Origin of the sequence: Amycolatopsis kentuckyensis, assembly GCF_041679295.1 — a bacterium.
GTDB classification, from domain to species: Bacteria; Actinomycetota; Actinomycetes; order Mycobacteriales; family Pseudonocardiaceae; genus Amycolatopsis; species Amycolatopsis kentuckyensis_A.
In genome coordinates this window covers 709,417-733,970 of the sequence record NZ_JBGDMD010000001.1, presented here as the reverse complement: position 1 = coordinate 733,970, position 24,554 = coordinate 709,417, and the positions used below count along the sequence as shown (strand labels likewise).

Below are 24,554 nucleotides of genomic sequence, written 5' to 3'. Positions count from 1 at the left end.
CCTCAGCCGGTGAATTCGCCCGTTTCACGGAAATAGGAGATCATTCTCGTGAACACGGCCGGGGTGATCTCCGGCCAGCGCAGGCCCAGCCGGGCCAGCTCGCGTCCGGTGCGCTCGTTGGCGTAGGTGTTGTCGCCGATGTCGAGCGCGCCTTCCTGGTAGAGCGGGGCCATCGCGGACAGCGGGTTGGCGCGGTCGGCGAGCGCCGCCCGCCACTCCCCCACCGGGATCTCCTCGAGCGGGTACCCCAGTTCGCGGATGGCCCGGTAGACGACGTCGAACGTCTTGATGTCCGGGTTGAACAGGTGCCACGTCCGGTTTTCCACGGGCCGCGCCCGCGCCAGCCGGACCAGGGCGCGGCCGACGAAGTCGACCGGCAGCAGGTCGGTGTCGTGCTCCTCGGGCGGCGGGACCACCCCCAGTTCGAGGAAGCTCTTGACCTGGCGCCACAGGAAGTCCTCGGTCTGCAGCGCGCCGGTCTCGCTGTCGCCGGCGATCCGGCCGATGCGGTAGATCGTCACCGGCACCCCGCGGTCCCGGGCCAGCCGCGCGACCTCTTCGGCGACCCACTTGCTCTGCGTGTAGCCGATCGTGAGGTCTTGCGCGTCGTCCGGGAGGTCGTCCTCGGTGATCGGCTCGGCGCGCGGCTTCGGCGAGAACACCGCCACGGTGGAGGTGTAGTGCACCGGCTTGACCGGCCCGGCCGCCGCGAACTCGACGACCCGGACCAGACCGTCCACATTGGCTTGCTTGACCGACGCGTAGGGCGCGACGAAGTTGATGTGCGCCGCCGTGTGGTGGATCGTGCCGACGCGACGGGCGAGGTCGTCGTAGTCCTCTTCGGACAGTCCCAGCCGCTCGGCGGCGAGGTCGCCCGGCACGGCGGTGACGCGGTCGCGGTCGAGGAACTCCCCGATGCCGTACCGGCCGGCCGTCTCGGCGATCCGCTGCCACGCGCTCTCGGCGTCCGGAGCGCGGACCAGGCAGTGCACCCGGCCGGCGGTCTCGGCCAGCAGCTCGCGCAGCAGGTGGATGCCGAGGAACCCGGTCGCGCCGGTGAGCAGGACGCCCTCGGCGGTCGAAAGACCCTCGGCGGCACGGATGTGCTCGGGCAGCTTCACGTCGGCGCGCAGGTCGACCCGGCCGCCGTCGTCGGTGCCGGCCACCAGGGCGTCGATGCGCGCGGCCATCCCGCCGACGGTCGGGTCGTCGAACAGCGTCCGCAGCGGGACGTCGACCTCGAACCGCTTGCGCAGCCGGTACATCAGCTCGGTCGCCAGGATCGAGTGCCCGCCGGCGGCGAAGAAGTCCTCGTCGAGGCCGACCTCGCCGGTGCCCAGCAGGTCCGTCCACGCTTCGGCGACGGCCAGCTCGGTCGGCGTCTCCGGCGGCCGCGACGAGCCCGCCGGGCCGGGGTCGAACAGGTCCGGCAGCGCCTTGCGGTCGATCTTGCCGCTGGGCGCGACCGGCAGCGCGGCGAGCCGCACGAAGTGCGACGGCACCAGGTAGTCCGGCAGCGTCCCGGACAGCGCGGCACGCACCGCGACCGGGTCGATGTCGTCGTCGGCGACGAGGTAGCCGGCCAGCCGCCGGTCCCCCGCGCCGAACGCCACCGCGGCGACGGCGGACGCGCGGACGCCGGGCAGCTCGTTCAGCGCCGCCTCGACCTCGGCGGGTTCGACGCGGTAGCCGCGGATCTTGATCTGGGTGTCGGCGCGCCCGAGGTAGTCGAACTCGCCGTGGCGGTCGTAGCGGACCAGGTCGCCGGTCCGGTAGAGCCGCCCGAACGGCGTCTCCACGAACCGTTCGCGGGTCTGCTCGGGCAGGCCGTGGTAGCCGGGCGAGAGCAGGTCGCCGCCGAGGTACAGCTCCCCCGGCACGCCGGGTGGGACGAGCCGGCCGCCGTCGTCGAGGGCCAGCATCGACAGACCGCCGATGGGGCCGCCGATCGACGGCGACTCCGGCCACCCGGCCGGGTCCCCGGTCAGCTCGTGCGCGGACGCGAGGTGCGTCTCGGACGGGCCGTACATGTTGAGGAACCGGATTTCCGGGCGCCGGGCGAAGAACTCGCGGATCTGCGGGGTGATCACCAGCTGCTCGCCGACGGAGGCGACCTCCACCAGGTCCGGGAACGGCTTGTCCTCGGCGACGGCGGCCAGCTGCTGCACCGCGACATAAGGGAGGTAGGTGCGGGAGATCCGGCGCTCCCGCAGGAAGTCCGTCAGCCGGTGCAAGTCCTTTTGCAGGTCTTCGTCGATCAGCACGAGCGTGCCGCCCGCGCAGAGCGTCCCCAAAATCTCCATCACCGAGACGTCGAACGACAGCGTCATGTACTGCAGCGTCCGGCCGGTCGCGCCGATCGGCGAGGTCCGCCGCATGTACTCGACGAGGTTGGTGACCGTCGCTTCGGTGAGCACGACACCCTTGGGCCGGCCGGTGGACCCGGACGTGTAGATCACGTAGATCTCGTCGTCGCCGCTCTTCAGCCGCCCCAGGTCCGACTCGTCCGCGGACTCCGGCTCTCCGGACTCCAGCACCAGCGCGACGCCGGAGTCGGCCAGCATGTACTCGATCCGCTCGGCCGGGTAGGACGGGTCGACCGGCACGTACGCGGCCCCCGCCTTCAGGACTCCCAGCAACGCGACCACCATCTCCGGCGACCGCGGGATGTGGATGCCGACGCGGTCACCGCGGCCGACGCCCTTCGCCCGCAGGTCCCGGGCCAGGCGGTTGGCCCGGCCGTTGAGCTCGCCGTAGGACAGCACGCGGTCGCCGTGCTCCAGCGCGGGCGCGTCCGGGGTGACCGCGGCCTGGGTCTCGAACAGCTCGGCGACCGGGCGGCGGGTGGTGTCCTCCGGCGGCGGCGCGCACCAGTCCAGGACCTCCCGCTCCTGCTCTTCCGAGAGCAGGCCCAGTTCGCCGACGGTACCGCCGGGGTTCTCGACGAGCGCTTCGAGCAGCCGGACGTACCGGTCGCCGAAGGCCTCGACGGTCTCGCGGTCGAACAACGCCGTGTCGTACTCGAACACCCCGCGCAGCGCGGTCCCGTCCTGTTCCACGATCAGCGAGAGGTCGTACTTGGAGCTGCGGCTGACGTAGAGGTCGAGGTCGGCGTCCAGGCCGAGCCGGTCCAGGGCCGCCCAGTCGGAGTCCGGCAGCACGAACATGGTCTGGAAGACCGGTGCGTGGCTCGGGCTGCGCGGCGGGTTGACCCGCTCGATCACCTTCTCGAACGGCGCGTCCTTGTGGCGCAGCGCCTCGGTGACCTCGGTGCTCGCCTGCGCGTACAGCTCCCGCAGCGGCAGGTCGGCGCGCACGGTGTGGCGGAAGACGACCATGTTGACGAAGTAGCCGAGCATGTCCGCCGTCTCCGGCAGATCCCGCAGCGAGACCGGGCTGCCGACGAGGAGGTCGTCCTGGCGCGTGTGCAGGTGGAGGAACGCGGCGTAGGCGGCCTCCAGCAGCATGAACAGGGTGACACGCTCGTCCGCGGCCAGCCGGCGCAGCCGGTCGGTCAGCTCCGGCGGGAGGTCGAACCGGACGATGTCGCCGCGGTGCGACTGCTCCTGCGGCCGCGGGCGGTCGGTGGGCAGGTCGAGCAGGGGCAGCGGCCCGGCGAGCCGGGTCTCCCAGTGCGCGAGCAGCTCTTCCAGGCGGTCCCCGCGGACGGTTTCCCGTTGCCGGCGGGCGAAGTCGCGGTACTGCGGGCGGGGTTCGCCTTCGTCGTAGGCGTCCCCGGCGAGCGCGGCGTGGTAGCGGGTGAACCACTCGGTGAGGAACACCCCGGCCGAGGCCGCGTCGAAGACGATGTGGTGGATGGCGCACACGACGTGCACCGGCCCGTCTGGCTCGACCGCGCAGACCACCTTGACCAGCGGCCCGGCGGCCAGGTCGAACTCGGTGTCGACCACCTCGGCGACGACGTCGGCCAGCGGCCGGCCGGCACCCAGCTCGACGGTCGAGAAGTCGCAGGCCGGCTCCGCGCCGACGTGCTGGCGGACGTCGCCGTCCTCGGCGGTGAAGGTGGTCCGCAGGATTTCGTGGCGCGTCAGCACGGCCCGGAGGCTCTCGTGCAGCACGCCGGTGTCGAGCGGGGTCTTGACGGTGAACACGAACGGCGCGTTGTACGCCGCCGGGCGCGGCGAGTACTGGTCGATGAACCAGATGCCGCGCTGGCCGTAGGAGGCCGGGGCGGGACCGTCCGCCGCGGTCGCGGTCAGCCCGGGCGGGCCGCCCCGCAATTGGTCGATGTGCCGGGCCAGGTCGGCGGGATCTTCGTGGCGCCGGACGTCCTCGGCCCCCAGGGTGACCCCCAGCAGCGCACTGAGCAGCCCGGCGAACTGCTCGTGGCCGGCCGCACCGTCGACGGTGACGCCGGAGCGGGTCCGGCGGATCACCGACTCGAGTGGGTTTTCCATGGTGTCAGTACCTCTCCGATCATCGCGGCCCCCCGTGCGTCGGTTCGGTCTGCCGGCTCAGCGGGCGGGGGCGCCCGCTCGCAGCGACTCGATGTGCTCGGCCAGCCCGCGGACGGTGCCGTGCCGGAACACGTCTTCGGGGCGCACTTCGACCGCGAAGACCGACTGCAGCCCGGAAGCGAACTTCACGAAGTGCAGGGAATTGCCGCCGTGGCCGACGAACGGGTCGGTGGCGGAGTAGTCGTCCGTGCCGATGATGTCGCGCCACATCTGCAGGATGACCGTTTCGAGGGGACTCGTCATGGGCTGCTCCTTTTCTTCCCGGGACCGGGCGCGCGGGTCGTGCAGTGCGGCCCGGTCGATCTTTCCGTTGAGGTTCGCCGGCATCGCGTCGAGCCGGTGGAAGTCCGACGGGATCATGTACTCCGGCAGCGTGTCGGCGAGCTGGGCGATCAGTTCACCGGCGCCGATCTCCTGCCCGCTCCAGGTGGTGTAGAACGCGACGAGGCTCTTTTCGTTGGCCTCGTTGCCGAACGCCTTGACGACGGCGTGCTCGACGTCGTCGAACGACTTCAGGGCGAGCTCGACCGCGCTGGTCTCGACGCGGAACCCGCGGATCTTGACGAGGCTGTCGGACCGGCCGACGAGCACGACGTCGCCGTCGGGGGTCAGCCGGGCCAGGTCGCCGGTGCGGTAGCGCGTGCCGTCGTCGACGAACTTCTCCGCCTGGGCGTCCGGCAGGGCGAGGTAGCCGTTGGCGACGCCGAGGCCACCGATGACCAGCTCGCCGACGTCGCCCGGCGGGCACGGCTTGAGGTCCTGGTCGAGCACGTCCATGGTGACCCCGGCCAGGGGCTTGCCGACCGGCACCCGATCGAGGTCGCGGACCTCGGGAGTGACCGGGTACAGCGACGAGATGGCCGAGTTCTCGGTGCAGCCGTAGCCGTTGAAGATCGCGGCGGTGGTGTGCTCCGCGGCCGTCGCCAGGTGCGCCGGGGACGGGAAGTCGCCGCTGACCATGATCACGCGCAGCTCGCGCAGGACGTCGAGTTCGTTGTCGACCAGGAGGTTGAACAGTCCACAAGGCAGGCTCAGCACGCTGACCCCGCGTTTCTTGATGACGTCCCGCAAGTCCGACAGCGACGGCAGGCCGGGCGGCAGCAGGACGAGCTCGGCGCCGTTGAGCAGGCTCAGCCAGAACTCGTTGCCGGAGGCGGCGAAGGAGAACGCGGCCAGCTGCACCAGGCAGTCGTCCGGGGTGATCGTCAGCTTCGGGTCGGCGACCGCCAGCCGGGCGAGGCCGCGGTGGGCCAGCCGGACGCCCTTGGGCCGTCCGGTGGACCCGGAGGTGAACAGCACGAACGCGTCGTCCCCGGCGGCCGGGGCCGTGGGCAGGTTGCCGTCCGCCTGGGAAGCGCTTTCCCCGGCCAGCTCGGCGACGTGCGCCTGCCGCACCGGGAGGTCCGCTTCGGCCAGCGACGGCTGTCCCTGGTGGACGATCGTCCGCAGGCCGGTCGCCTCGACGATGTGGCGGATCATCCGAGCCGGGTAGGCCGGGTTGAGCGGGACGACGCACCCGCCGGCCTTGAGGACCGCGAGCAGCGTGACCACGAGGTCCGTCGAGCGGTCCAGGTAGAGGCCGGCCGGCGCGCCGTCGCGGACCTGCATCACGCGGAGGGTCCGGGCGAGCCGGTTGGCCCGGGCGTTCAAGTCCGAATAGGACACTTCGGGGCCGTCGCCGCTCAAGGCCGTCCGCTGTGGATGGCCGGCGGCGGCGCGCTCGAACAGCCGCGGCAGCACGAGTCCGGCCGGATTTCCGTCCACGGGCATGGGATCCCCCTGTCCGGTTGGGCCGCACGCACGGCGGCAGCAATGATCAATTCAGCCGAGATGATTTCTTTTCAGCAACCAGTATGCAAAGGGTGCCGAGGGCTGTCAACCCGCCGGAAATCGTCGAATGCTCAAATAACCGAGGGTCGCGTTTTATCGGCTGAAAACGATTACCTGAGAAAATGGTGAATAGCGGTGAATTCGCGCGCGAACGGTACCGGCCGGGACGCGCGGTGCAACTCGGGCGCGGGGATCCGAGGTGGATTGACGACGGTCGGCGGCGTGCGCTGCTCCGATCGGCGGAAGGCCGCACGTGGGAACGCGGCGGGCACGCCAGGTGACATCGCCGCGGTCGCGTTTGGGCAGCGCGGAACCGGGGCATCCGCCACACGGTGTGCACGTCTGGGGGCCGGGCGTGACCGGAGCGCGGCTCAGACGTCGCGGAGCGGGAAAGGCTGGGGTGTGGAGTGCAGCGAGTCGGCGACCTTCTGGCAGAGCTCGGCGAACAGGCTCGCCTCGCCCGCGGTCAGCGCCGCGCCGGCGACCTTGGCGGTCTCCCGGCGGCCCTGAGCTGCGCGCATGAGGAATTCTTCGCCCTCTTCGGTCAGCGACGTCGTCTGCTCGCGCCGGTCGGTGCCGCGCGAGGTCTGCTCGATGAGGTACTGGTCCTTGAGCACGCGCAGCAGCTTGGACGTGCTCTGCCGCGAGATGCCCAGGGACTCCCCGATCGCCGAGGGCGTCATCGGGCCGTGGATCCGCAGCGTCTCCAGCACGTCGTACTGGGGCCAGGTGACCTTCTCCGGGGTCGCGCGCGTGCGCCGCGCCACCAGCACGCACTGGAGGTAGGAGAGCGCGTTCTCCAGCTCGCCGGGACGGCCCGGCGGGGCGGTCGGGGAACCGTGGAACTTCGTCATTGCCCACCTCAGCTTTCGAGGGAAAGCGCGCCGCGATCGGAAGATCAGAGGATATCACTTCCCGTTCGCCGCCACGTCACTCTCACGGCCCAGCGCTCCTCGCGCGGCCGCGAAGGACTCGAGCTGGTAAAGTGATTGCCGAACGGAAACCAATCGTCCGATCGACCCCGGTGCCGCGCACCCGCCGCCCCGGGACGAGGAGGCGCAGGTCATGGCGAACGGGCAGACCCGGCGCACCGGCGGCCACATCGTGCTCGAGGGTGCGTGCGAGAACAACCTGAAGAACGTCTCGCTCTGCATCCCCAAGGGCGAGATCACCGTGTTCACCGGCGTGTCGGGCTCGGGCAAGTCGTCGATCGTGTTCGACACGATCGCGGTCGAGTCGCAACGGCAGCTCAGCGAGACGTTCAGCTGGTTCATCCGCAACCGGCTGCCCAAGCACGAGCGGCCGCGCGCGGAGCGGATGAGCAACCTGTCCACGGCGATCGTGGTGGACCAGAAGCCGATCGGCGGCAACGCCCGCTCGACCGTCGGCACGATGAGCGAGATCCACGCGATGCTGCGCGTGCTGTTCTCCCGGTACGGCAAGCCGAGCGCGGGGTCGTCGAACCTGTACTCGTTCAACGACCCGCAGGGCATGTGCGAGGAGTGCCAGGGGCTGGGCAAGACCACGAAGCTCGACCTCGACCTGCTGATCGACTACGACAAGACGCTCAACGAGGGCGCGCTGGACTCGCCGCTGTTCGCCATCGGCAGCTACATGTGGCAGCTCTACGCCCAGTCCGGGCTGTTCGACCCGGACAAGCCGCTCAAGAAGTTCACGAAGAAGGAATGGGACCTGCTGCTGCACGGCGGCGGGTTCCGGGTGGACCGCTCGGGCAAGCGGCAGAACTACTCGAACGAATACGAAGGCGTCGTTGTCAAGCTCACCCGCCGCTACCTCAAGAACGGCCTGGACACGCTCAAGGAGCGCGACCGCCGGGAGGTGGAGAAGATCGTCGTCGAAGGGCCGTGCGCGGTCTGCAAGGGCGGCCGGCTGAACAAAGCCGCACTGGCGTCGAAGATCCACGGCAAGACCATCGCCGACCACTGCGCGATGGAGGTCAGCGAGCTGATCGCCGAACTGAAGTCGCTCGACATCCCGGCGGCGAAGTCGGTGCTGGCCGGCGCGCTGGCGGCGCTGGAGCGCGTCGAAGCGATCGGGCTGGGGTATCTGAGCCTCGACCGCGAGACCTCGACGCTGTCCGGCGGAGAAGGCCAGCGCCTCAAGACGGTCAAGCACCTCGGCAGCAGCCTCACCGACCTGACGTACGTCTTCGACGAGCCGAGCGTCGGGCTGCACCCGCGGGACGTGCACCGGCTCAACGAGCTGCTGTGCGAGCTGCGGGACAAGGGCAACACGGTCCTGGTCGTCGAGCACGACCGCGACGTCATCGCCATCGCCGACCACGTCGTCGACATGGGCCCCGGCGCCGGCACGCACGGCGGCGAGGTCGTCTTCGAAGGCACGGTCAAGCAGCTGCGGCGCGCGTCGACGCTCACCGGCAAGTGCCTGACGCACATCCCCGGGCTCAAGGAGGAGTTCCGCGAGCCGACCGGGCAGCTGCCGATCAAGAAGGCCGATCTGCACAACCTGCACGACGTGACGGTCGACGTCCCCACCGGCGTGCTGACCGTCGTGACCGGGGTGGCGGGCTCGGGCAAGAGCACCCTCGTCTCGGGGGCGCTGCGGAAGCAGCACCCGGACGCGGTCATGATCGACCAGTCCGCCATCGGGGTGTCGACGCGCTCGACGCCGGCGACCTACCTGGACGTCATGGACGTCATCCGGAAGCTGTTCGCCGAGGCCAACAACGCCCAGCCGGGACTGTTCAGCTTCAACTCCGAAGGCGGCTGCCCGGAGTGCAAGGGCCGCGGCGTCATCGAGACGGACCTGGCGTACATGGACCCGGTGACGACGATCTGCGAGGCGTGCGACGGGAAGCGCTACCGTCCCGAGGTGCTGGACAAGACGTTGCGGGGCAAGAACATCGTCGACGTCCTCGCGCTGACCGTCGAAGAGGCGCTCGGCTTCTTCGCCGAAGAGGCGATCACGCGCAAGCTGGAGCTGCTGGCCGAGGTCGGGCTGTCGTACTTGACGCTCGGGCAGCCGCTGTCGACGTTGTCCGGCGGCGAGCGGCAGCGGGTCAAGCTCGCGCACCGGCTGCGGGAGACCGGCAACGTCTACCTGTTCGACGAACCGACCACCGGCCTGCACATGGCCGACATCGGGCACCTGCTGAACCTGCTGGACCGCTTGGTGGACGGCGGCAACACGGTGGTGGTGATCGAGCACGACCTCGACGTCGTGAAGCACGCGGACTGGGTGATCGACCTGGGCCCGGAAGCCGGGCGCCACGGTGGACGCGTGCTGTTCGAGGGGACGCCGGAAAAGCTGCTGAAGGACCGGAAGTCCTACACAGCCGAATACCTGCGGGCGGATCTGAAGAACGCTTAGCGGGCGCTCACGAGCCGCGGCGGCGACAGCGAACGTCTTGAATGAGTCATTCAGGTCTTCAGAGGTCCTGAATGACTCATTCAAGACCTCTGAACCGGGTCTCGCGCCTGGCCCGGGCGAGCCGGGGAGCGCCGCGGCAGCGGAATCCCGCCGCCGCGGCTTTTCGTGCGCTCGCCCGCGCGCGGTCCGCGAAGTGATTTCCCAGCGTATTCGTTAACTGTCCACTAAGGACTCGATAACTCGCGGATTTTAGTTGATCCACAAGGGAAACGGTTGACATCTCACCCGATAGCGTGATTACCATGGTTGCCGGAAAGCAACCATCGGATAGGAGATGCGCATGTCCCGTGGCACGACCAAGGACCGCCTCCCCGACGGGCAGCTGCGATTCGGCTTCATGTGGCTCAGCTCGCCGACGCCCACCGCGACGTCCAAGGCGGTCGCCGACCGCAACCCGGACCCGCTCGACCCGGCCACGCAGATGGACCTGGCCCGCCGCGTCGAAGACATCGGCATGGACTACGTCTTCTTCGCCGACGGCTACATCACCCACGGCGAGAACAGCGCCCGCATCGGGCACGCCCAGCCGCACATCTCGGCGCCGGTCTACGCGCCGGTCGTGATGGCCGCGACGCAGCACATCGGCGTCGTCACCACCATGCACACCCGGTACCTCTCCCCCGGCGTCATCGCGCGCCTCGGCGCCAACCTGGACGCGCTGAGCGGCGGCCGCTGGGGCTGGAACATCGTGCCGGGCTGGAAAACGCCGGAAGCCGAGCTGCTCGGCGCTCCCACCGACACCGACCACGACCTGCGCTACAAGATCACCACCGAAGCCGTCGAAGCCGTCAAGACGCTGTGGGCTTCGCGCGGCGAGCACGTCGAATTCCACGGCGAGTACCACGACCTGCGCGGCAGCCTGATCGGCCCGCACATCGAGCAGCAGCCGTGGCCCTGCCTGTTCAACGCCGGCGTCTCGGCCGCGGGCCAGCAGCTGATCGCCGAAACCTGCGACTTCGCGTTCACGCCGTTGCCGGACGACTACTCGAAGGTCCGCAAGACGGTCGACTCGCTGGCCGGGCGTACCGAAGCGGCCGGCCGGGACCCCCTCGACGTCAACATGGCCGGCGCCGTCGGTGTGCTGCTCGGCAAGACCGACACCGAGGCCCAGGAGAAGTTCTCGTGGGTGCGCGACTCGCTCGACATGGGCGCCGCCCGGGACATCGCGACCGAGCTGATGGGCGGCAGCGAGACCTACCAGGAGAACTACGAAGGCGAGTTCGACGACATCGCCCGCACCCTCGGCCTGGCGTGCGGCAGCAAGGTGCTGGTCGGGTCGCCGGAGACGGTCGCCGGGCAGCTGCTGGACCTGCACCGCGAGACCGGCGTGCGCGGGTTCATGTTCCTGCCGGTGATGTACGACGCCGAGCAGATCGAGCTGATGGGCGAGGTCTTCCCGTACCTGGAGAAGGCGAACGTCTGGACCCCGCCCGCGGAGCGCGGCTGGAGCTGGTGACGGTGCCCGCCCTCACCCCGGCCGACCTGCGCCGGCACCTCGGCGCCGACCTGCGCGGCCTGCGCCCGCCCCGGACGGCGATCGTCGTCGGGGCGGGGCTGGCCGGCCTCGCCGCCGCGTACGAGCTGCACCGCGCCGGCTGCGAAGTCACCGTGCTCGAAGCCACCGAACGCGCCGGCGGCCGCGCCCGCACGCTGCGGCAGCCGTTCGCGGACGGCCTGCAGGTCGAGGCCGGCGCGATGACCGTGACCCCGGAATGCCACTACGTCACCCACTACCGGCAGCGCCTCGGCGTCGGGCTGGACCGGTCGGACCTGCTCGACCAGGACTTCTCCTACTTCGTCGGCGGCAGGTTCGTCCGCCCGGACGCGGATTCCCTTGCCGCGGCGGAGCTTCCGCTCGCCGAGCACGAGCGCGGCCTCGGCGTGCCCGAGCTGATCGCCCGGTACGTCACGGCGGCCGCCGACGAGCTCGGCGCCGCCCTGACCGCGCCGCACTGGGCACCTTCGGCCGACCTCGAGGAGCTCGATCGATCCTCTGTGGACGAAGTGCTGCGCGCCCGCGGGGCTTCGCAGACGGCGATCGACCTGATGGAGCCGATGTTCCTGGAGATGCGCGGGGGCGACCTGCTGTCGGCGTCGGCGTTGTCGTGGCTGCGCCATGAAAGCGGTTACCGCTCGCTGCTCACCTCGACCGAAGGGTGGGGGAAGATCGAGGGCGGCACCGACGAGCTGCCCCGCGTCTTCGCCCACGAGCTGCGCGACCGCATCCGCTACCGCGCGCCGGTCGTCCGGCTCGACCAGGACGGCGATTCGGCCACCGTCACCTACCTCGACCACGGCCGGCTGGCCCGGGCGAGCGCCGACCGGGTCGTCGTGACGGTGCCGTTCAGCGCGATCCGCCACGTCGACGTCAGCCACGCGCGGCTGACGGAGGCCAAGATCGAGGCGATGCGCAAGCTGCGGTACGCGTCCATCGTCCGGGTCTACCTCCAGGTGCGCGAGCAGTTCTGGAAGGGGCACAACGTTTCGGTGTCGACGGACCTGCCGATCCGCTGGGTCCGCGACGCGACGGCGAACCAGCCCGGCCCGAGGCGGATCCTCGAGGTCCTGATGACGGGCTGGCGCGCCCGCGCGATCGCGGCGATGAGCGGCGAAGAGCGCGTGCGGTTCGTGCTGGACCACGTGGACACGCTGTTCCCGGGCGCGCACGAGCAGTTCGAACTGGGAGTTTCGGTGGCGTGGGACCACGAGCCGTGGATCGAGGGGTCGTACGTCCTGCCCGAGCGCGGCCACAGCAAGCTGATGCCGGCCATCCGCGCGCCGGAGAACCGCATCCACTTCGCGGGTGAGCACACCAGTTTCGAACCCAACGGCGGATCGATGAACTACGCGCTCGAATCGGGCGTCCGGGCTTTTGTCGAACTGAGCACGGCGGGCTGAATTGCCGGGGTCACCGGATCGGTGGTTGTATTTTTCCGCGGATCCGCGCCTCCTCTACCCAAGAAGTCCAGGTGAGGGGGCGACTCCGATGAAGGTGTTCTGGAGCGCGGCGGCCGCGGCCGCGATTCTCGTGACGGGGTGCGGTGCAACGTCCGCGCCCGGAAACCCGGCGGCCACATCCGGTGAATCGGCTCCGGTGCCGGCCGGGACTTCGGCGGAACCCTCCGGGCAACCGGAATCGGATCCGCCGAAGAGCTCGGACCCGCCCGGCGCATTGGGCAGCCCGATCAAGTACGACAGCACGCAGGTCGGGTCGCGCGACCGTCGGGCCAGGGACGTCAAGGCCGGGATCGAAGGGAAACTGGACGAAGACACCCAGGACCTGGGGTGCCCGCGACCACGGTGCGGGATCACCGTCCGGATCGACGGCAGTGAAACCGCGTGCGCCGTGTTGCTCACCCCGCCCACGGAGGTCCGGCGGGGCGGGGTCATCACCGTCCACACCGATTCGTGCCCGGATACCGCGAACCCGGATCCGCCGGAGGAAAGCACGTCGGACACGCCTTCGGAAACGCCGTAGGTTCCCGTGCCCGGCCGTCCGCTCCGCCGCACCGGCCTCCGCAGGCCCGAACCCGACGACGGCGCCGCCCGCGCGAAGGCCGGGGCTTCGCAGGCGTTCAAGGTCATCGCTGCGGTGGCGGCGAACCTCGCGCTGTTCAGCGCGTTGCTGTACTTCTTCGGACTCGTCTACACACAGCAGTTCTTCGGCTACTTCCGGGTGCACTACACCGTGCTCGACCAGACCGCGGAAGAGATCCTCGCGCGCGGCGCCTTCGGGCTGCACCTGCCGATCGGCGCCGCGGCGGGGATCGGGCTCGTCCTGTTCGCCGTCGTCCGGCTGGCGCGGTTCCTGCTGCCGGACCGGATCCGGGCCAGGCTGGCCCGCTTCGGTCCCCCGGTCTCGACGATCGCGGGCCTGGCCCTCGTCGGGGTCACCGTGCCCGACGTGCTCGGCGGGGACCTGTTCGACCTCTACGCCGGGGTGCCGGGGCTCGCGTTCGCGGCCGGCGTGGTCCTCGCGGTGGTCGGCTGGCGCCGCTGGGTGCCCGGCACGCACGCCCCGGCGTTCCTCGTCGCCGAATGGATCACGACGTACCTGCTCGTGGCGTTCGGGCTGTTCTGGGCGGTCTCCGACTACTCGGCCCAGGTCGGCGTCCGGGAGGCGTTCACCACCGCGGCCCGGATCTCCGCGTTGCCGGCCGTGACCGTCTACAGCGAACGCAGCCTCAGCCTCGAAGCGGACGGTGTCCGGCAAGTCGTGTGCGGACAGCCGGAAGCCGCGTACCAGTACCGGTACACGGGGCTGAAGCTGCTGCTGCAGTCCGGTGGGCAGTACGTGTTCGTGACCGCGCGCTGGCGGGCGTCGAACGGCGTGTCGTTCGTCGTCCCCCGCTCGGACGCGCTGCGCCTGGAATTCGCCCCGCCCGGCGCGAAGCCGAGCGGGACGTGCTGATCCTCAGAAGCCGGGGAACACCCGGCGCAGGTCGTCGAGCGTGACGCTCCCCTCGACCGTGACCCCCTGGTCGTACGGCGCCTTGAGCCGGCCGGTGAGCAGCCGGACGAACGCCTCGGCCGGTCCGGTGAACGTCGCGGACGGGGATTCGAGGTGGTCCACCACGGTCACGGCCTCGTCGATCACCAGGCCGGGACCATCGTGAACCGCGACCGACGCCGGCTGCGCGAGCTCGGCCGGCTTCGCGAGCCAGCCCACCAGGAACCCGACCGGCCCGGTCAGGAGGTCGACGAGCACCTCGGCCGAGCCGGCGGCCACGCCGGCTTCGGAATCGAACGCGACCCGCACGTCCCACGAGTGGTTGGCGACCTCGCTGAGCCGCATGCCGACGGCAGTCACCAGCGGGACCGGCTCGGGCAGGAAGCCGAGGTCGACGGTCAGCGACGTCCGCTGCTCCGGTGTGAACGCCTCGACCAGGTCCAGCCAGCGGGCGTTGTGCTCCAGGAAGCCCTCGGCCTGCGCGCGCGGCGTCGAGGAGTCCCAGCGGGCCCAGATCGTCTGGTTGTCTTCGGCCTCGACGGTCTCCCCCGCGGCCCGGGCGATGGGTGCGCGGCCGATCTCCGCGCCGCTGCCGAGGTGGGACAGGACCTGCGCGACGGTCCACTCCGAGGCGCCGCTGGGGGCGGCCAGCTGCTCGTCGGTGAGGGTGCGGACGAGGGCGCCGAGCACGTCGTGCTCGGCGCGCAGGGCGGTGATCGTGCGGTCGACGAGTGAGCTCATGCCAGGCGTCAACTCGCGGGTGGCCGCGGATGTTCCGTGGATCACCGCCCGATCCGGCGCGTACCGGGGTCCGCGCGGCCGAACAGCTGCTGGGCGACGCTCTCGCACACGTCGGCCCCGTACCGGTGCCCGTCGCCCTGCTCCGGGTAGTGCACCATGACGGCGAGCGCCCACCGGTCCCAGAGCGCCAGGCAGTTCACCGCCCACCAGGTGCCGTGCCGGGTCCAGCCGTTCTTGACCGCCGGGCGCAGGCCCGCGAAGGCCGGGGCTTCCGCGATGCCGAACGCGTCGCCGGGGTCGACCGACCGCATGAGGCCGAGCAGCTTGTCCCGCCACTGCGGGCTCACGCCCGGGCCGCGGGCCACGCACCGGCCGAGCGCGGTCGCGTCGGCCGCGGACATCGTGGTCTTGGACCACCAGCCCGGGCGGATCGCCGTCTCCCGCAGGTCGCAGGTCCGGATCATCCGCGTGATCGAGGCGTCCCCGCCGAGGCGCAGGTACAGCGTCTGCGCGGCGCGGTCGTCGCTGCTGCGGATCATCCGGGTCACGCGGGCCTCGTCCTCGGCCGGGACCCGCGAGGCGAGGAAGTCCACGGCGAGCCAGATCTTGATCAGGGACTCGGTCGTGTTGCGCAGGGTTCCGGCGCCGACCACGGCGCCGGAATCGAGGTCCCGCAACGACCACGACCACTCGCCGCGGACGTCGACGGTCACCTCGGCTTCCGCCGGCACCGGAACGTCCGGGACCGGCGACGGCGGTACGTACGACACCGGCCGTTCCGCCGCGGCGGGCGCCTTCGCCGGACGAAGGCAGACCGCTGCGGTGAGCGCACCGAAGACGAGGCCGACCAGGACGACGAGCACGGAAACACGCATCGGAACCCCCTCGGCCGGGCGACGCCCGCGCCTATCGGTTGAGCCGCACGGAATCCAGCAGGGCCAGCGCGGCCGCTTTGTTGGGGTACGAGCTGTTCAATTCGAGGGTGTACCCCCCGAGTTTCCGGCTCTGGTGCGCGGGCAGCGGGTCCTTCGGATCGACCGCGCCGGTCGATTCACCGGTGCCGGTCAGGAACACGAACAGGGAGAAGCACCCGGGGGCGAGCGGTGCCATGTCCGCTTCGAGGTCGGGGCAGAGCACCAGGGTGTTGGTCTCGGGTTCGCTGGTGAACGCCGCGACCTTCTGCCCGGCGGGGACCTGCAGCGACTTCAGCGGTGACGCGAGCACCGGCGGCGTCGTGCCGATCTTCGCCAGCAGGCCGAGCATTTCCGCGGCCGTCACCGGTTTCGTGGTCCGCACCCGGATCCACCGCTGCGGCCCGTCCTGCCACGTGACCGTCTTCGGGTTCACGAGCTGACCGGCGGCCGTGGGTTTGGCGGGCAGCGCGCTTCGGGGGGCGGTGCCGTCCTGGACGTCGATCTCGAGCCCGTACTGGTGGCCCTGCCGGTAGTGGAGGCCGGCGGAGTGCGGGTGGACGGCCCAGAACAGCAGCTCCCAGGATTTGTCCTCGAGACTGATCGCCGGCGCGGCCGGGGGCACTTTCGCGGCGTCCGGCGCCTCGCTCGCCGCGGCGGACGACGCCGGGCTCGCGAGCGTGGCGGGCGGCGTCGCGGCCGGGGCACCCCGGTCCAGCAACGCGACGGCGCCGGCGCCGAGGGCGGCCACGGTGAGCGTCACGGCGGCGACGCTGGTCGCCCGGCGCCGCCGGATCCGGCGGGTGGCACCGGCGAGCACGGCACCCGGATCGGGGGCCAGGGACTCCCGGTCGCGCAGCACGCGGCGCAGCTCGTCGAGGTCGGTCATCACACGCTCTCCTTGCCTTCTTCGATCCCGACGCGCAGCGAGCTCAGGCCGCGCGAGATGTGACTGCGCACGGTCCCGGGCGCGCAGCCGAGCACGGCGGCGATCTCGTCGTCGTCACGGTCTTCGTAGAACCGCAGCACGATGGACGCCCGCTGGGCCCGGCTGAGCCGCGCGAGCAGCCCGCTGAGCTGGTCGGCATCGGCGATCCGCCGCGCCGGATCGGGCGCGACCGGCTCCCGGAACCGGCCCACGTCCGGGGTGGGGTGCACGGACCGCTGGTACCACCGCCGGCGCCAGCCGAGGTAGCCGTTGACGACCATCTTCCGCAGGTAGAGCTCCGGCCGATCGGCCGCGACCACCCGCCGCCACCCCTGGTGCGCCCGCACGAGCGCGTCCTGCACGACGTCCTGCGCCAGTTCCCGATCCCCCGTCAGCACGGCGGCGAACCGCACCAGTCCGGGCAGCTGGTCACGCGAGAACTCTTCGAACTGCACACCCTTAAGATGCCGTTGCCGCGGCGGTCTGTTGCGGTTGTGGCCGAGAAGTTCTCCGGCTCTGGCAGGCGGCCGTCAGCGGCCGGCCAGTTGCACCGCCCTGGGGGCGGGTGGCCGCGCCCAAGGAGTCTTTCCCCACGGTTTCGCCACCGACAGCCACGTCATGAACAGGAAGGCGGCGATGTTCAGCGCGGCGCCGTAGGCCAGCGGGCCGGCGACCGGGCTCTCCACGCCACGCCCGGCCGCCACGACGCTCTCCTCCACCCACACGCCCAGCCCGAACGTGCTGTACAGAATGACCCCCACGGTGAGGGACAGCTTGGCCGCCACCCACCAGTAGCGGACGAGACCCCACTTGGTGGCCAGGCAGAGCACCACCCCACCGACCAGGGTGGCGAAGGCCGCCGGGATGACGACGAACTCGTCGACGCGGTCGATCATCAGGTACGCGATCCGCCGGACGTCCCGGTCGCCGGTGTACCCGGCGGTCATCGCGAGCACCACGTTCGCGGCCCCGGCGCCCATCCAACCCACGGAAACGGCGACGTGCACGAACACCAGCACCTGCCGCACCCGCTTGCCCGCCGTCCACCTGCGCACCGACCGATTATGGCGGGGCGAAGCCGGTCCCGCCGATCGGTTTCGCCCGCCGGCGATGCAATCGCGATGCAGCACACTGTCCACATCGGACGATTCAGGTCAGCTCCGGATGAACGCCGGCAGGTCCGCGTCGACCGTGTCGGCGTGGGTGGTCGGCATGCCCGTCGTCGGCGCCGGGAGGTTCGTCCGGCTGCATCGGTTTGTCATCGTTTCAGCCGGGTAGCCGAAGAACCCCAGCACCGACCCGCCGCGCGCTTGAGCCACTTCACGCGCGCCGGCCGCAAGGTCGTGCGGGCGCGGAACCCACGATTCCGCGCCCGCACGGCGACCCCGGCACCGGCCCAGGAGGTACTTCCCTTGCACACCACCGATCGGCTCGTACCGGCCCGGATCCCGCCGTCGCCGGTCCGCGTCGCCGACCCCCGTCGCCCGCTGGGCCGGATCCTGGACGGAGCGTCATGCGCGGCCGCCTGAACCCGGCCTCACCGCGGGTCGTGCTGATCGTCGGCGCCGGCAGCGGGATCGGGCTGGCCGCCGCGGTCGCGTTCGCCGCCCGTGCCGACAAGCTCGTCCTCGTCTCGCGCAGCCCCGAAGCGCTCGACGCCGCCGAAGCAGCATGCCGGCGCGCGGGCGCCGACGTCGTCGACACCCAGGCCGAGGACATCGGTGACCCCGCCGCGGCCGGCCGGATCGTCGCCCGGACCCTGGATCGCCACGGCCGGCTGGACGTCGTCGTGCACACCGCGGCGGTGATGGGGTACGGCGGCGTCGAGGAGCTGCCCCCGGACGTGTTCACGGCGGTCGTCGACACCGCCGTGCACGGGACGCTGTACCTGGCCCGCGCGGTGCTGCCGGTCCTGCGGGCCCAGCACGCGGGCACGTTCATCGGCGTCAACTCGTTGCTGGGCTCGGTCACCGTTCCCCGGATGGGCGCGTACGCCGTGTCGAAGTGGGGACAACGCGCGCTGCTGCGCACCCTGCAGCAGGAGACCCGGGACGCGCCGGGCGTGTCGGTCTGCATCGTGAGCCCCGGCAGCATCAACACGCCCATCTACTACCAGGCGGCGAACTACACCGGCCGCGCCGCCCGGCCGCCGTGGCCGGTCCTCGCCCCGGAACGGGTGGCCGCGGTGATCACGCGGCTGGCGGACCGGCCCCGCCGGCACGTGTCCGTACCGGTCGGGCCGGGAAATCCCCTGATCATCGCGGGGTTCCGGCTGCTGCCTCTGCTGTACGACCGGCTGGTCGGTCCGCTGCTCCGGCTGGCCGTGCTGACCCGCGTGCGGCTGCCGCCGACGCCGGGAACGGTGCACCGGCCGGCTCCGGAACACGAACGCATGCACGGCCACTGGCCGGAGCCGACCGGAGAGCAGGCGAAGACGACCGCGGTCGACGCCCCGGTGGCGAGCTCATGACCGGCGCCGGGCCCGGTGGTTCGGCAACCCCGGGCGACACGCCGCCCGATACTCGCGCGCCGATCAGCGGGCCTCCGCCGCATACTCGCGCCGATCAGCGGGCCTCCGCCGCCGGAGCCGGCCGGTACCGCTGCCGGGCCGCGGCGAGGTCGCCGGCGTGCTGCTCGGCCCACTCCCGCACCGGGGTGAGCACCTCGAACAGCGAGCGCCCCAGCGGGGTGAGCGAGTACTCCGCCTTCGGCGGCGTCACCGAAGGCGTCTCCACCCGGTCGACGATCCCGTCGTGCTCCAGGGTGCGCAGGGTCTCGGTCAGCGCCTTGGCCGTCACCCCTTCGACGACCTTCTTGAGCTCGGTGAACCTCATCGGGCCGCCTCCGAGCAGCGCACTGGAGCTCACGGCCGAGCACGTCGTCGAGGCCGCCGAGGCGGTGCTGCTCCCGCTCGTCCGGCTCGTCCAGGCCGGCGTCGAGCACCTGCGCCGCAGTTCCGCCGGGCGGATCCTGGCCATCACGACGACCGGGGTCCGGGAGCCCACGCCGGGCATGGCGGCGTCGAACGCGGCCCGTCCGGGGATCCACGGGTACCTCAAGACCCTGGCCGGCGAGCTGGGTCCGGACGGCATCACCGTCAACACCCTCGCCCCGGGCCTCGAAGTCGCCCTCGCGCTGGTGCAAGCGGCCCGCGCGGAAGCGGCGGCCGGGTCATGCGGCCGCCGTCGCCGCGGTCTCGGATTTTCTTTCCCGCGGGTGTCGAGAAGGGACAGTCGGCTCCGACTGAGGGTCATCGGCGGCCGACGGGGCCGCCAGCACGAGTGGAGCACGAACGATGACCAAGGTGACCGCCCAGATGTCGGTGTCCCTCGACGGCTTCTACACCGGACCGCGGGACACCCGGCACCCCGACGACATGAGCAGCTGGCTGCGCGGGCCCGAAGCGCCCGGGTTCTTCCGGGTCACCCGCTGGGCCGTCGACGCCATGGCCTGGCGCGAGCGGCAGGGCTTCGCCGGCGGCGAGCGGTCCGTCGACTCCGAGATCGTCGCGGAGACGTTCGCGGCGGCCGGTGCCTATGTCATGGGCCGGCGCATGTTCGACGCCGGCGAGGTCCCCTGGGGCGACGAACCGCCGTTCCGGGCCCCGGTGTTCGTCGTCACCCACCGCCCCCGGGAGGTCCTCGAGCGCCAAGGCGGCACCTCCTTCACCTTCGTCACCGATGGACCCGAACGGGCGGTCGAGCTGGCCAGGGCCGCCGCCGGGGACCAGGATGTGGCGGTGGCCGGCGGCGGGGAGCTGCTGCGCCAGGTGCTGGCCGCCGGGCTGCTCGACCAGCTCGAGCTGCACATCAGCCCGGTGCTGCTGGGCGACGGCCAGCGCCTGTTCGACGCGGGCCTCGGGCTCGGCGCGGACGACGGCATCGAGCTGGTCCCGGCCCGGGTCGTCGAGACGCCCGGGGTCACCCACATCCGCTATACCGTCGGCGGGCGGTCGAAGCTGGTGCTGGACGACCGCGGCGCCAGTGGTGACCTGGTCACCGCGGCCCGGCAGTGAGAGAGGACCGAACCGTGAAGTACATGCTGCTGATCTACGGCAACGAGGAAGCCTTCACCTCGATCGGGGCGGAGACCCTCGCCGAAGTCATCCGCGAGACCGACGCCCTCAACCAGGAGCTGTCCGAGTCCGGCGAGCTTATCGGCGCGTATGGCGTCGCCGACGAGGTGAACACCAAGATGGTCCGGGTCACCGACGGGACACCGGTGATCACCGACGGCCCCTACGCCGAAGCCAAGGAGTTCCTGGGCAGCTTCTCGATCGTCGACTGCGACAGCCTGGAGCGGGCGTTGGAGATCGCGGCCCGCGCGCCGTCGGCACGCTACTGGGGTGTCGAGGTCCGGCCGCTGATGGACGAGGCCGACGTCGCGCCGTGACGGGCTGGCAGGCCGTCCGGCGGCTGGTCCCGGAGGTCCTCGGAGCGCTGGTGCGCCGGTACGGCCAGTTCGACGCCTGTGAGGACGCCGTCCAGGAAGCGCTGGCGGAGGCCGCGGCCCAGTGGCCGGCGCGGGGGTGGCCGGAGAACCCCCGGGCGTGGCTGGTGACGGTGGCGTCGCGGCGCCTGGCCGACCAGGTGCGCAGTGACGCCGCCCGCCGCCGGCGGGAGGAAGCGGACGCCCTCCGCACGCCCCCCGCCGGCGGTGAAGTCCAGGCCGGCGACGACACCCTCACGCTGCTGTTCCTGTGCTGCCACCCGGCGCTGACGGCCCCGTCGCAGATCGCGCTGACCCTGCGGGCCGTCGGCGGCCTGTCGACCGCCGAAATCGCCCGGGCGTTCCTCGTGCCCGAGGCGACGATGGCCCAGCGCATCAGCCGGGCGAAGCACCGCATCAAGGCGGCCGGGGCCGGCTTCGAACTGCCGCCGCCGGCCGAGCAGGCGGCGCGGCTCGGCGTCGTGCTGCAGGTGATCTACCTGGTGTTCAACGAGGGCTACACGGCCACGTCGGGGACGCGGCTGGTGCGGGCCGAGCTGACGGCCGAGGCCATCCGGCTGGCCCGCGAGCTGCACCGGCTGGTCCCGGGCGACGGCGAGGTGGCCGGGCTGCTGGCCCTGCTGGTGCTGACCGACGCCCGCCGCGGCGCCCGCACGGCCCCGGACGGATCGCTGGTCCCGCTGAACGAGCAGGACCGGGCTCTGTGGGACGCCGAAGCGATCGCCGAGGGCGTGGCGCTGGTGACCGAAACGCTGCCGAAGGGCCCGGTCGGCCCGTACCAGTTGCAGGCGGCCATCGCCGCCGTCCACGACGAGGCACCCACCGCCGAAGCCACCGACTGGCGGCAGATCCTGGCGCTCTACACGGTTCTCGAGCGCGTGGCACCCAATCCGACGGTGACGCTCAACCGCGCGGTGGCGGTGGCCGAGGTCCACGGACCGGCGGCCGGCTTGGCTCTGCTGGACGCCCTTTCGGCCGACGAACGCATCTCGGCGTCCCACCACTGGGTGTCCGTGCGGGCCCACCTGCTGGAGATGTCCGGCGACCGCGACGCGGCGCGCGCCGGCTACCGCGAGGCGGCCCGGCGCACCACGAGCGAACCCGAGAGGCGCCACCTCCTGACCCGGGCCGCACGGCTGGGGTGACCGGCTGAAGTCACCACCCGGCCCGCGAAGCGCCGGACCGCCCTTCCGCGCTCAGCGGGCGCGCCCGCCGGCCGATGTCCGCGAACAGCTCGCCGACGCGGTCTCGCATCTCCGGACCGCCGTCGCGGCCGGTCCAGAAGCGGCGGACCGCGCCGGCCAGGCGGTAGCACGCGTCGACCGGGACGAGGAAGCAGTCCGTGGTGCGCTCCGTCCCGCGGAACACGATCGCCTCGACCTCCGGCTCCGCCGCCGCCAGCAGGGGGTGCCCCGCCGTCAGGTCCGCCCAGAGCTCGCCGGGCAGGGTGGTCCCGGCGGCCCCGGCCGGGCCGGGCTGGAACGCCGTGACGCGCGTGCCGCGGCGCAGCACGAACGCGAACCCGGCCGGTACGCCGAGCGTGCGCCAGTCGAGGCAGGCGACCGGGTGCCCGGGATCCCAGAGGTAGCGCTCCGGCACCGCCCGGTAGCGCCCGTCGCCGCTCGCGCACCGGGTGAACAGCAGGAAGCACGCCCGGCACGAGCACAGCAAGCCCCGGTGCCCGGTGTCGGCCACGTGACCGTGGCGAGCGGCCACCGGCGTCCCGCACAGCTCGCACCGCTCCGCCGGCGGGACTCCATTGTGGACACTCACGGGACCCGCCCCGCGCGGTCCGGCGGGGGTCCCATGCCGATCCGGTGGAACGCCGTGACGAACTCGACGCGGGTGATCTCCGGAGCGGCGTCCCGGACGACCGCTTCCACCGCCGACCGGGACACGGACGCGCAGCCGCCGTCGAGCCACAGCCGCACCACCCCGCCGTCGCCGCCCAGGTAGCCGGCATCACCGCCCAGCCCGGCCAGCGCCCGCCGGACCCGGGTGGCGACGTCGTGGGGGTGGAGGTCGTGCAGCGCCAGCAGGCCCGTCACCAGGTCGTCGGCGGCGACGGCGGCGAGCAGGTCCGGACGGTGCTCGCGCAGGACGGCGACGATCCGGGCCAGGCCTTCGCCGTAGAGGTCGGTCAGCTGCCGGACCAGTTCCTCGGCGGGCCGCCGGCCCGTGCTGGTGAGCAGGACGCCCAGCAGGGCCGCGAGCCGGGCCTCGACGGCGGCGCCGTGGCTCACCGGTCCCCCGCCGTGCGGATCTCGCGCAGGATGCGGATCGCCGAGCCGGCCACGACCTCCGTCGTCGTCGGCACCCCGGCGTCGGCCGGGTTCTCCATGAACGGCATGAACTTGTCCGGGAAGCCGGGCATGGTGCAGCCGATGCAGATGCCGCCGACGTTCGGGCAGCCGCCCACCCCGTTGATCCAGCCCCGCTTGGGCACGTTGCACCGGACCACCTGGCCCCAGCACCCCAGCTTGACCAGGCACCGCGGGGAGTCGTGCCGGTCGGCGAACTCTTCCTGCTCGTAGTACCCGGCCCGGTCGCACCCTTCGTGGACGGTGTTGCCGAACAGCCACTTCGGCCGCAGCGCCTCGTCGACGTCGATCACCGGCGCGCTCCCGGACGCCTGGAAGAGCAGGTGCAGGATGGTCTCGGAGATGTTGTCCGGCTGGGCCGGGCACCCCGGCACGCACACGATCGGCAGCCCGGCGCGCGACCGCCAGTCCCGGCCCAGGTACTCCGGCACGCCCATCGCGCCGGTCGGGTTGCCCGCCATCGCGTGCACCCCGCCGTAGCTCGCGCAGGTGCCGACGGCGAGCACCGCCAGTGCCCGGGGCGCCAGCCGGTCGAGCCACTCCGCGGCCGTCACGGGCTGCCCGGTTCCGGGATCGGTGCCGAAGCCGGACCAGTAGCCCTCGGCCTTGTTCGTCTCGTCGGCGATCGACCCCTCCACCACCAGGATGAACGGTTCGAGCTCGCCGCGGGCCGCGCGGTGCCACCATTCGATGAAGCTGTCCGGGCCGCCGTCGGGCCCGCTCCGGAAATCGAGGAACGGCCAGTGCATCTCGATCTCGGGGAGACCGGGAAGACCACCGAGAACGATCTCTTCGATACCGGGCTGGGTGGCGGCGGTGAGCGCCACCGATTCGCCGTCGCAGCTCAGGCCGCCATTCATCCACAGAATGTGGACGGTCGGCGGCGAATTCCCGGAGCCGGCCTCGGCGGCCTTCACCATCGCAGATCCCTTCCCCGCGCGCGAGAAGACGCCACCGTAGTCCCGTCCGGCCGACGCGGCAAGACCGCCCGGACACACCTGATCGACCGGCGGGGACAAAACCGGGCGGTCATGC

20 protein-coding genes and 1 pseudogene are annotated in these 24,554 nt (G+C 71.7%); 9 read left to right on the top strand and 12 right to left on the bottom strand.

Annotation, left to right across the window (positions count from 1 at the left end; all coding sequences use genetic code 11):
* Positions 1-2 precede the first annotated feature (2 nt).
* The 3 genes from ACERZO_RS03370 to ACERZO_RS03360 all read right to left on the bottom strand — a co-directional run bounded on the left by ACERZO_RS03370 (position 3) and on the right by ACERZO_RS03360 (position 7,162).
* Positions 3-4,418, bottom strand: coding sequence for a non-ribosomal peptide synthetase (locus ACERZO_RS03370; RefSeq protein WP_372661452.1), 4,416 nt, complete (start codon positions 4,416-4,418; stop codon positions 3-5).
* A gap of 57 nt (positions 4,419-4,475) precedes the next feature.
* Positions 4,476-6,248, bottom strand: coding sequence for a non-ribosomal peptide synthetase (locus tag ACERZO_RS03365; protein ID WP_372661449.1), 1,773 nt, complete (start codon positions 6,246-6,248; stop codon positions 4,476-4,478).
* Between the two features lie 431 nt (positions 6,249-6,679).
* Complete coding sequence (locus ACERZO_RS03360; protein WP_372661446.1) at positions 6,680-7,162, bottom strand: MarR family winged helix-turn-helix transcriptional regulator; 483 nt, start codon at positions 7,160-7,162, stop codon at positions 6,680-6,682.
* Positions 7,163-7,373: 211 nt separating this feature from the next.
* Here ACERZO_RS03360 and ACERZO_RS03355 point away from each other — a divergent pair, with 211 nt between their 5' ends.
* The 4 genes from ACERZO_RS03355 to ACERZO_RS03340 all read left to right on the top strand — a co-directional run bounded on the left by ACERZO_RS03355 (position 7,374) and on the right by ACERZO_RS03340 (position 14,130).
* Positions 7,374-9,659 (top strand): ATP-binding cassette domain-containing protein, encoded by a 2,286-nt coding sequence (locus tag ACERZO_RS03355; protein WP_372661443.1) that lies wholly within the window; start codon positions 7,374-7,376, stop codon positions 9,657-9,659.
* Positions 9,660-9,999: 340 nt separating this feature from the next.
* Entirely contained in the window at positions 10,000-11,175 is a 1,176-nt protein-coding gene (locus tag ACERZO_RS03350) for an LLM class flavin-dependent oxidoreductase (RefSeq protein ID WP_372661440.1), read from the top strand.
* On the top strand, positions 11,172-12,617 hold the full coding sequence (locus ACERZO_RS03345; protein WP_372661437.1) for a flavin monoamine oxidase family protein: 1,446 nt from the start codon (positions 11,172-11,174) through the stop codon (positions 12,615-12,617). The genes ACERZO_RS03350 and ACERZO_RS03345 overlap by 4 nt, the downstream gene beginning before the upstream one ends.
* A 586-nt stretch (positions 12,618-13,203) precedes the next feature.
* Complete coding sequence (locus tag ACERZO_RS03340; RefSeq protein WP_372661434.1) at positions 13,204-14,130, top strand: hypothetical protein; 927 nt, start codon at positions 13,204-13,206, stop codon at positions 14,128-14,130.
* Between the two features lie 3 nt (positions 14,131-14,133).
* Here the strand turns inward: ACERZO_RS03340 and ACERZO_RS03335 are convergent, their stop codons facing one another.
* The 5 genes from ACERZO_RS03335 to ACERZO_RS03315 all read right to left on the bottom strand — a co-directional run bounded on the left by ACERZO_RS03335 (position 14,134) and on the right by ACERZO_RS03315 (position 17,804).
* Positions 14,134-14,910 carry a maleylpyruvate isomerase family mycothiol-dependent enzyme gene (locus ACERZO_RS03335; RefSeq protein WP_372661431.1) on the bottom strand — a complete coding sequence of 259 codons (777 nt, stop codon included), beginning with the start codon at positions 14,908-14,910 and terminating at the stop codon, positions 14,134-14,136.
* A 41-nt stretch (positions 14,911-14,951) separates the two neighbouring features.
* Positions 14,952-15,785 (bottom strand): serine hydrolase, encoded by an 834-nt coding sequence (locus ACERZO_RS03330; RefSeq protein WP_372661428.1) that lies wholly within the window; start codon positions 15,783-15,785, stop codon positions 14,952-14,954.
* Positions 15,786-15,816: 31 nt separating this feature from the next.
* A complete protein-coding gene (locus ACERZO_RS03325) occupies positions 15,817-16,710 on the bottom strand; it encodes a hypothetical protein (RefSeq protein ID WP_372661426.1) in 894 nt (297 codons plus the stop codon).
* The gene (locus ACERZO_RS03320) at positions 16,710-17,204 is read right to left on the bottom strand and encodes a SigE family RNA polymerase sigma factor (protein ID WP_372661423.1); all 495 of its coding nucleotides are present in this window, start codon (positions 17,202-17,204) and stop codon (positions 16,710-16,712) included. The genes ACERZO_RS03325 and ACERZO_RS03320 overlap by 1 nt, the downstream gene beginning before the upstream one ends.
* A gap of 75 nt (positions 17,205-17,279) precedes the next feature.
* Positions 17,280-17,804, bottom strand: coding sequence for a hypothetical protein (locus tag ACERZO_RS03315; protein ID WP_372661420.1), 525 nt, complete (start codon positions 17,802-17,804; stop codon positions 17,280-17,282).
* 458 nt (positions 17,805-18,262) lie between these two features.
* Between ACERZO_RS03315 and ACERZO_RS03310 the strand changes: the two genes are divergently transcribed.
* Positions 18,263-19,219, top strand: coding sequence for an SDR family NAD(P)-dependent oxidoreductase (locus tag ACERZO_RS03310; protein WP_372661417.1), 957 nt, complete (start codon positions 18,263-18,265; stop codon positions 19,217-19,219).
* Between the two features lie 94 nt (positions 19,220-19,313).
* Here the strand turns inward: ACERZO_RS03310 and ACERZO_RS03305 are convergent, their stop codons facing one another.
* A complete protein-coding gene (locus ACERZO_RS03305) occupies positions 19,314-19,616 on the bottom strand; it encodes a winged helix-turn-helix transcriptional regulator (protein WP_372662920.1) in 303 nt (100 codons plus the stop codon).
* Between ACERZO_RS03305 and ACERZO_RS03300 the strand changes: the two are divergent.
* The 4 genes and pseudogenes from ACERZO_RS03300 to ACERZO_RS03285 all read left to right on the top strand — a co-directional run.
* Positions 19,513-19,857, top strand: a pseudogene (locus ACERZO_RS03300) (SDR family oxidoreductase); the annotation flags it as partial. The gene ACERZO_RS03305 and the pseudogene ACERZO_RS03300 sit on opposite strands and share 104 nt — an antisense overlap.
* A 187-nt stretch (positions 19,858-20,044) precedes the next feature.
* The gene (locus ACERZO_RS03295) at positions 20,045-20,764 is read left to right on the top strand and encodes a dihydrofolate reductase family protein (protein ID WP_372661414.1); all 720 of its coding nucleotides are present in this window, start codon (positions 20,045-20,047) and stop codon (positions 20,762-20,764) included.
* Between the two features lie 23 nt (positions 20,765-20,787).
* On the top strand, positions 20,788-21,141 hold the full coding sequence (locus tag ACERZO_RS03290) for a YciI family protein (protein ID WP_372662917.1): 354 nt from the start codon (positions 20,788-20,790) through the stop codon (positions 21,139-21,141).
* Entirely contained in the window at positions 21,138-22,343 is a 1,206-nt protein-coding gene (locus tag ACERZO_RS03285) for an RNA polymerase sigma factor (RefSeq protein ID WP_372661411.1), read from the top strand. Before ACERZO_RS03290 ends, ACERZO_RS03285 begins: the two co-directional genes overlap by 4 nt.
* Before the next feature lie 10 nt (positions 22,344-22,353).
* Here the strand turns inward: ACERZO_RS03285 and ACERZO_RS03280 are convergent, their stop codons facing one another.
* Genes ACERZO_RS03280 through ACERZO_RS03270 form a run of 3 tightly spaced genes read right to left on the bottom strand, consistent with a single transcriptional unit; the run spans position 22,354 to position 24,439 of the window.
* Positions 22,354-22,971, bottom strand: a complete 618-nt coding sequence (locus tag ACERZO_RS03280) for a DUF5947 family protein (protein WP_372661408.1) — start codon at positions 22,969-22,971, stop codon at positions 22,354-22,356.
* Entirely contained in the window at positions 22,968-23,441 is a 474-nt protein-coding gene (locus ACERZO_RS03275) for a NifU family protein (RefSeq protein WP_372661405.1), read from the bottom strand. The genes ACERZO_RS03280 and ACERZO_RS03275 overlap by 4 nt, the downstream gene beginning before the upstream one ends.
* Positions 23,438-24,439, bottom strand: a complete 1,002-nt coding sequence (locus ACERZO_RS03270) for a hydrogenase expression protein HypE (RefSeq protein ID WP_372661404.1) — start codon at positions 24,437-24,439, stop codon at positions 23,438-23,440. Before ACERZO_RS03270 ends, ACERZO_RS03275 begins: the two co-directional genes overlap by 4 nt.
* Positions 24,440-24,554: the final 115 nt, after the last annotated feature.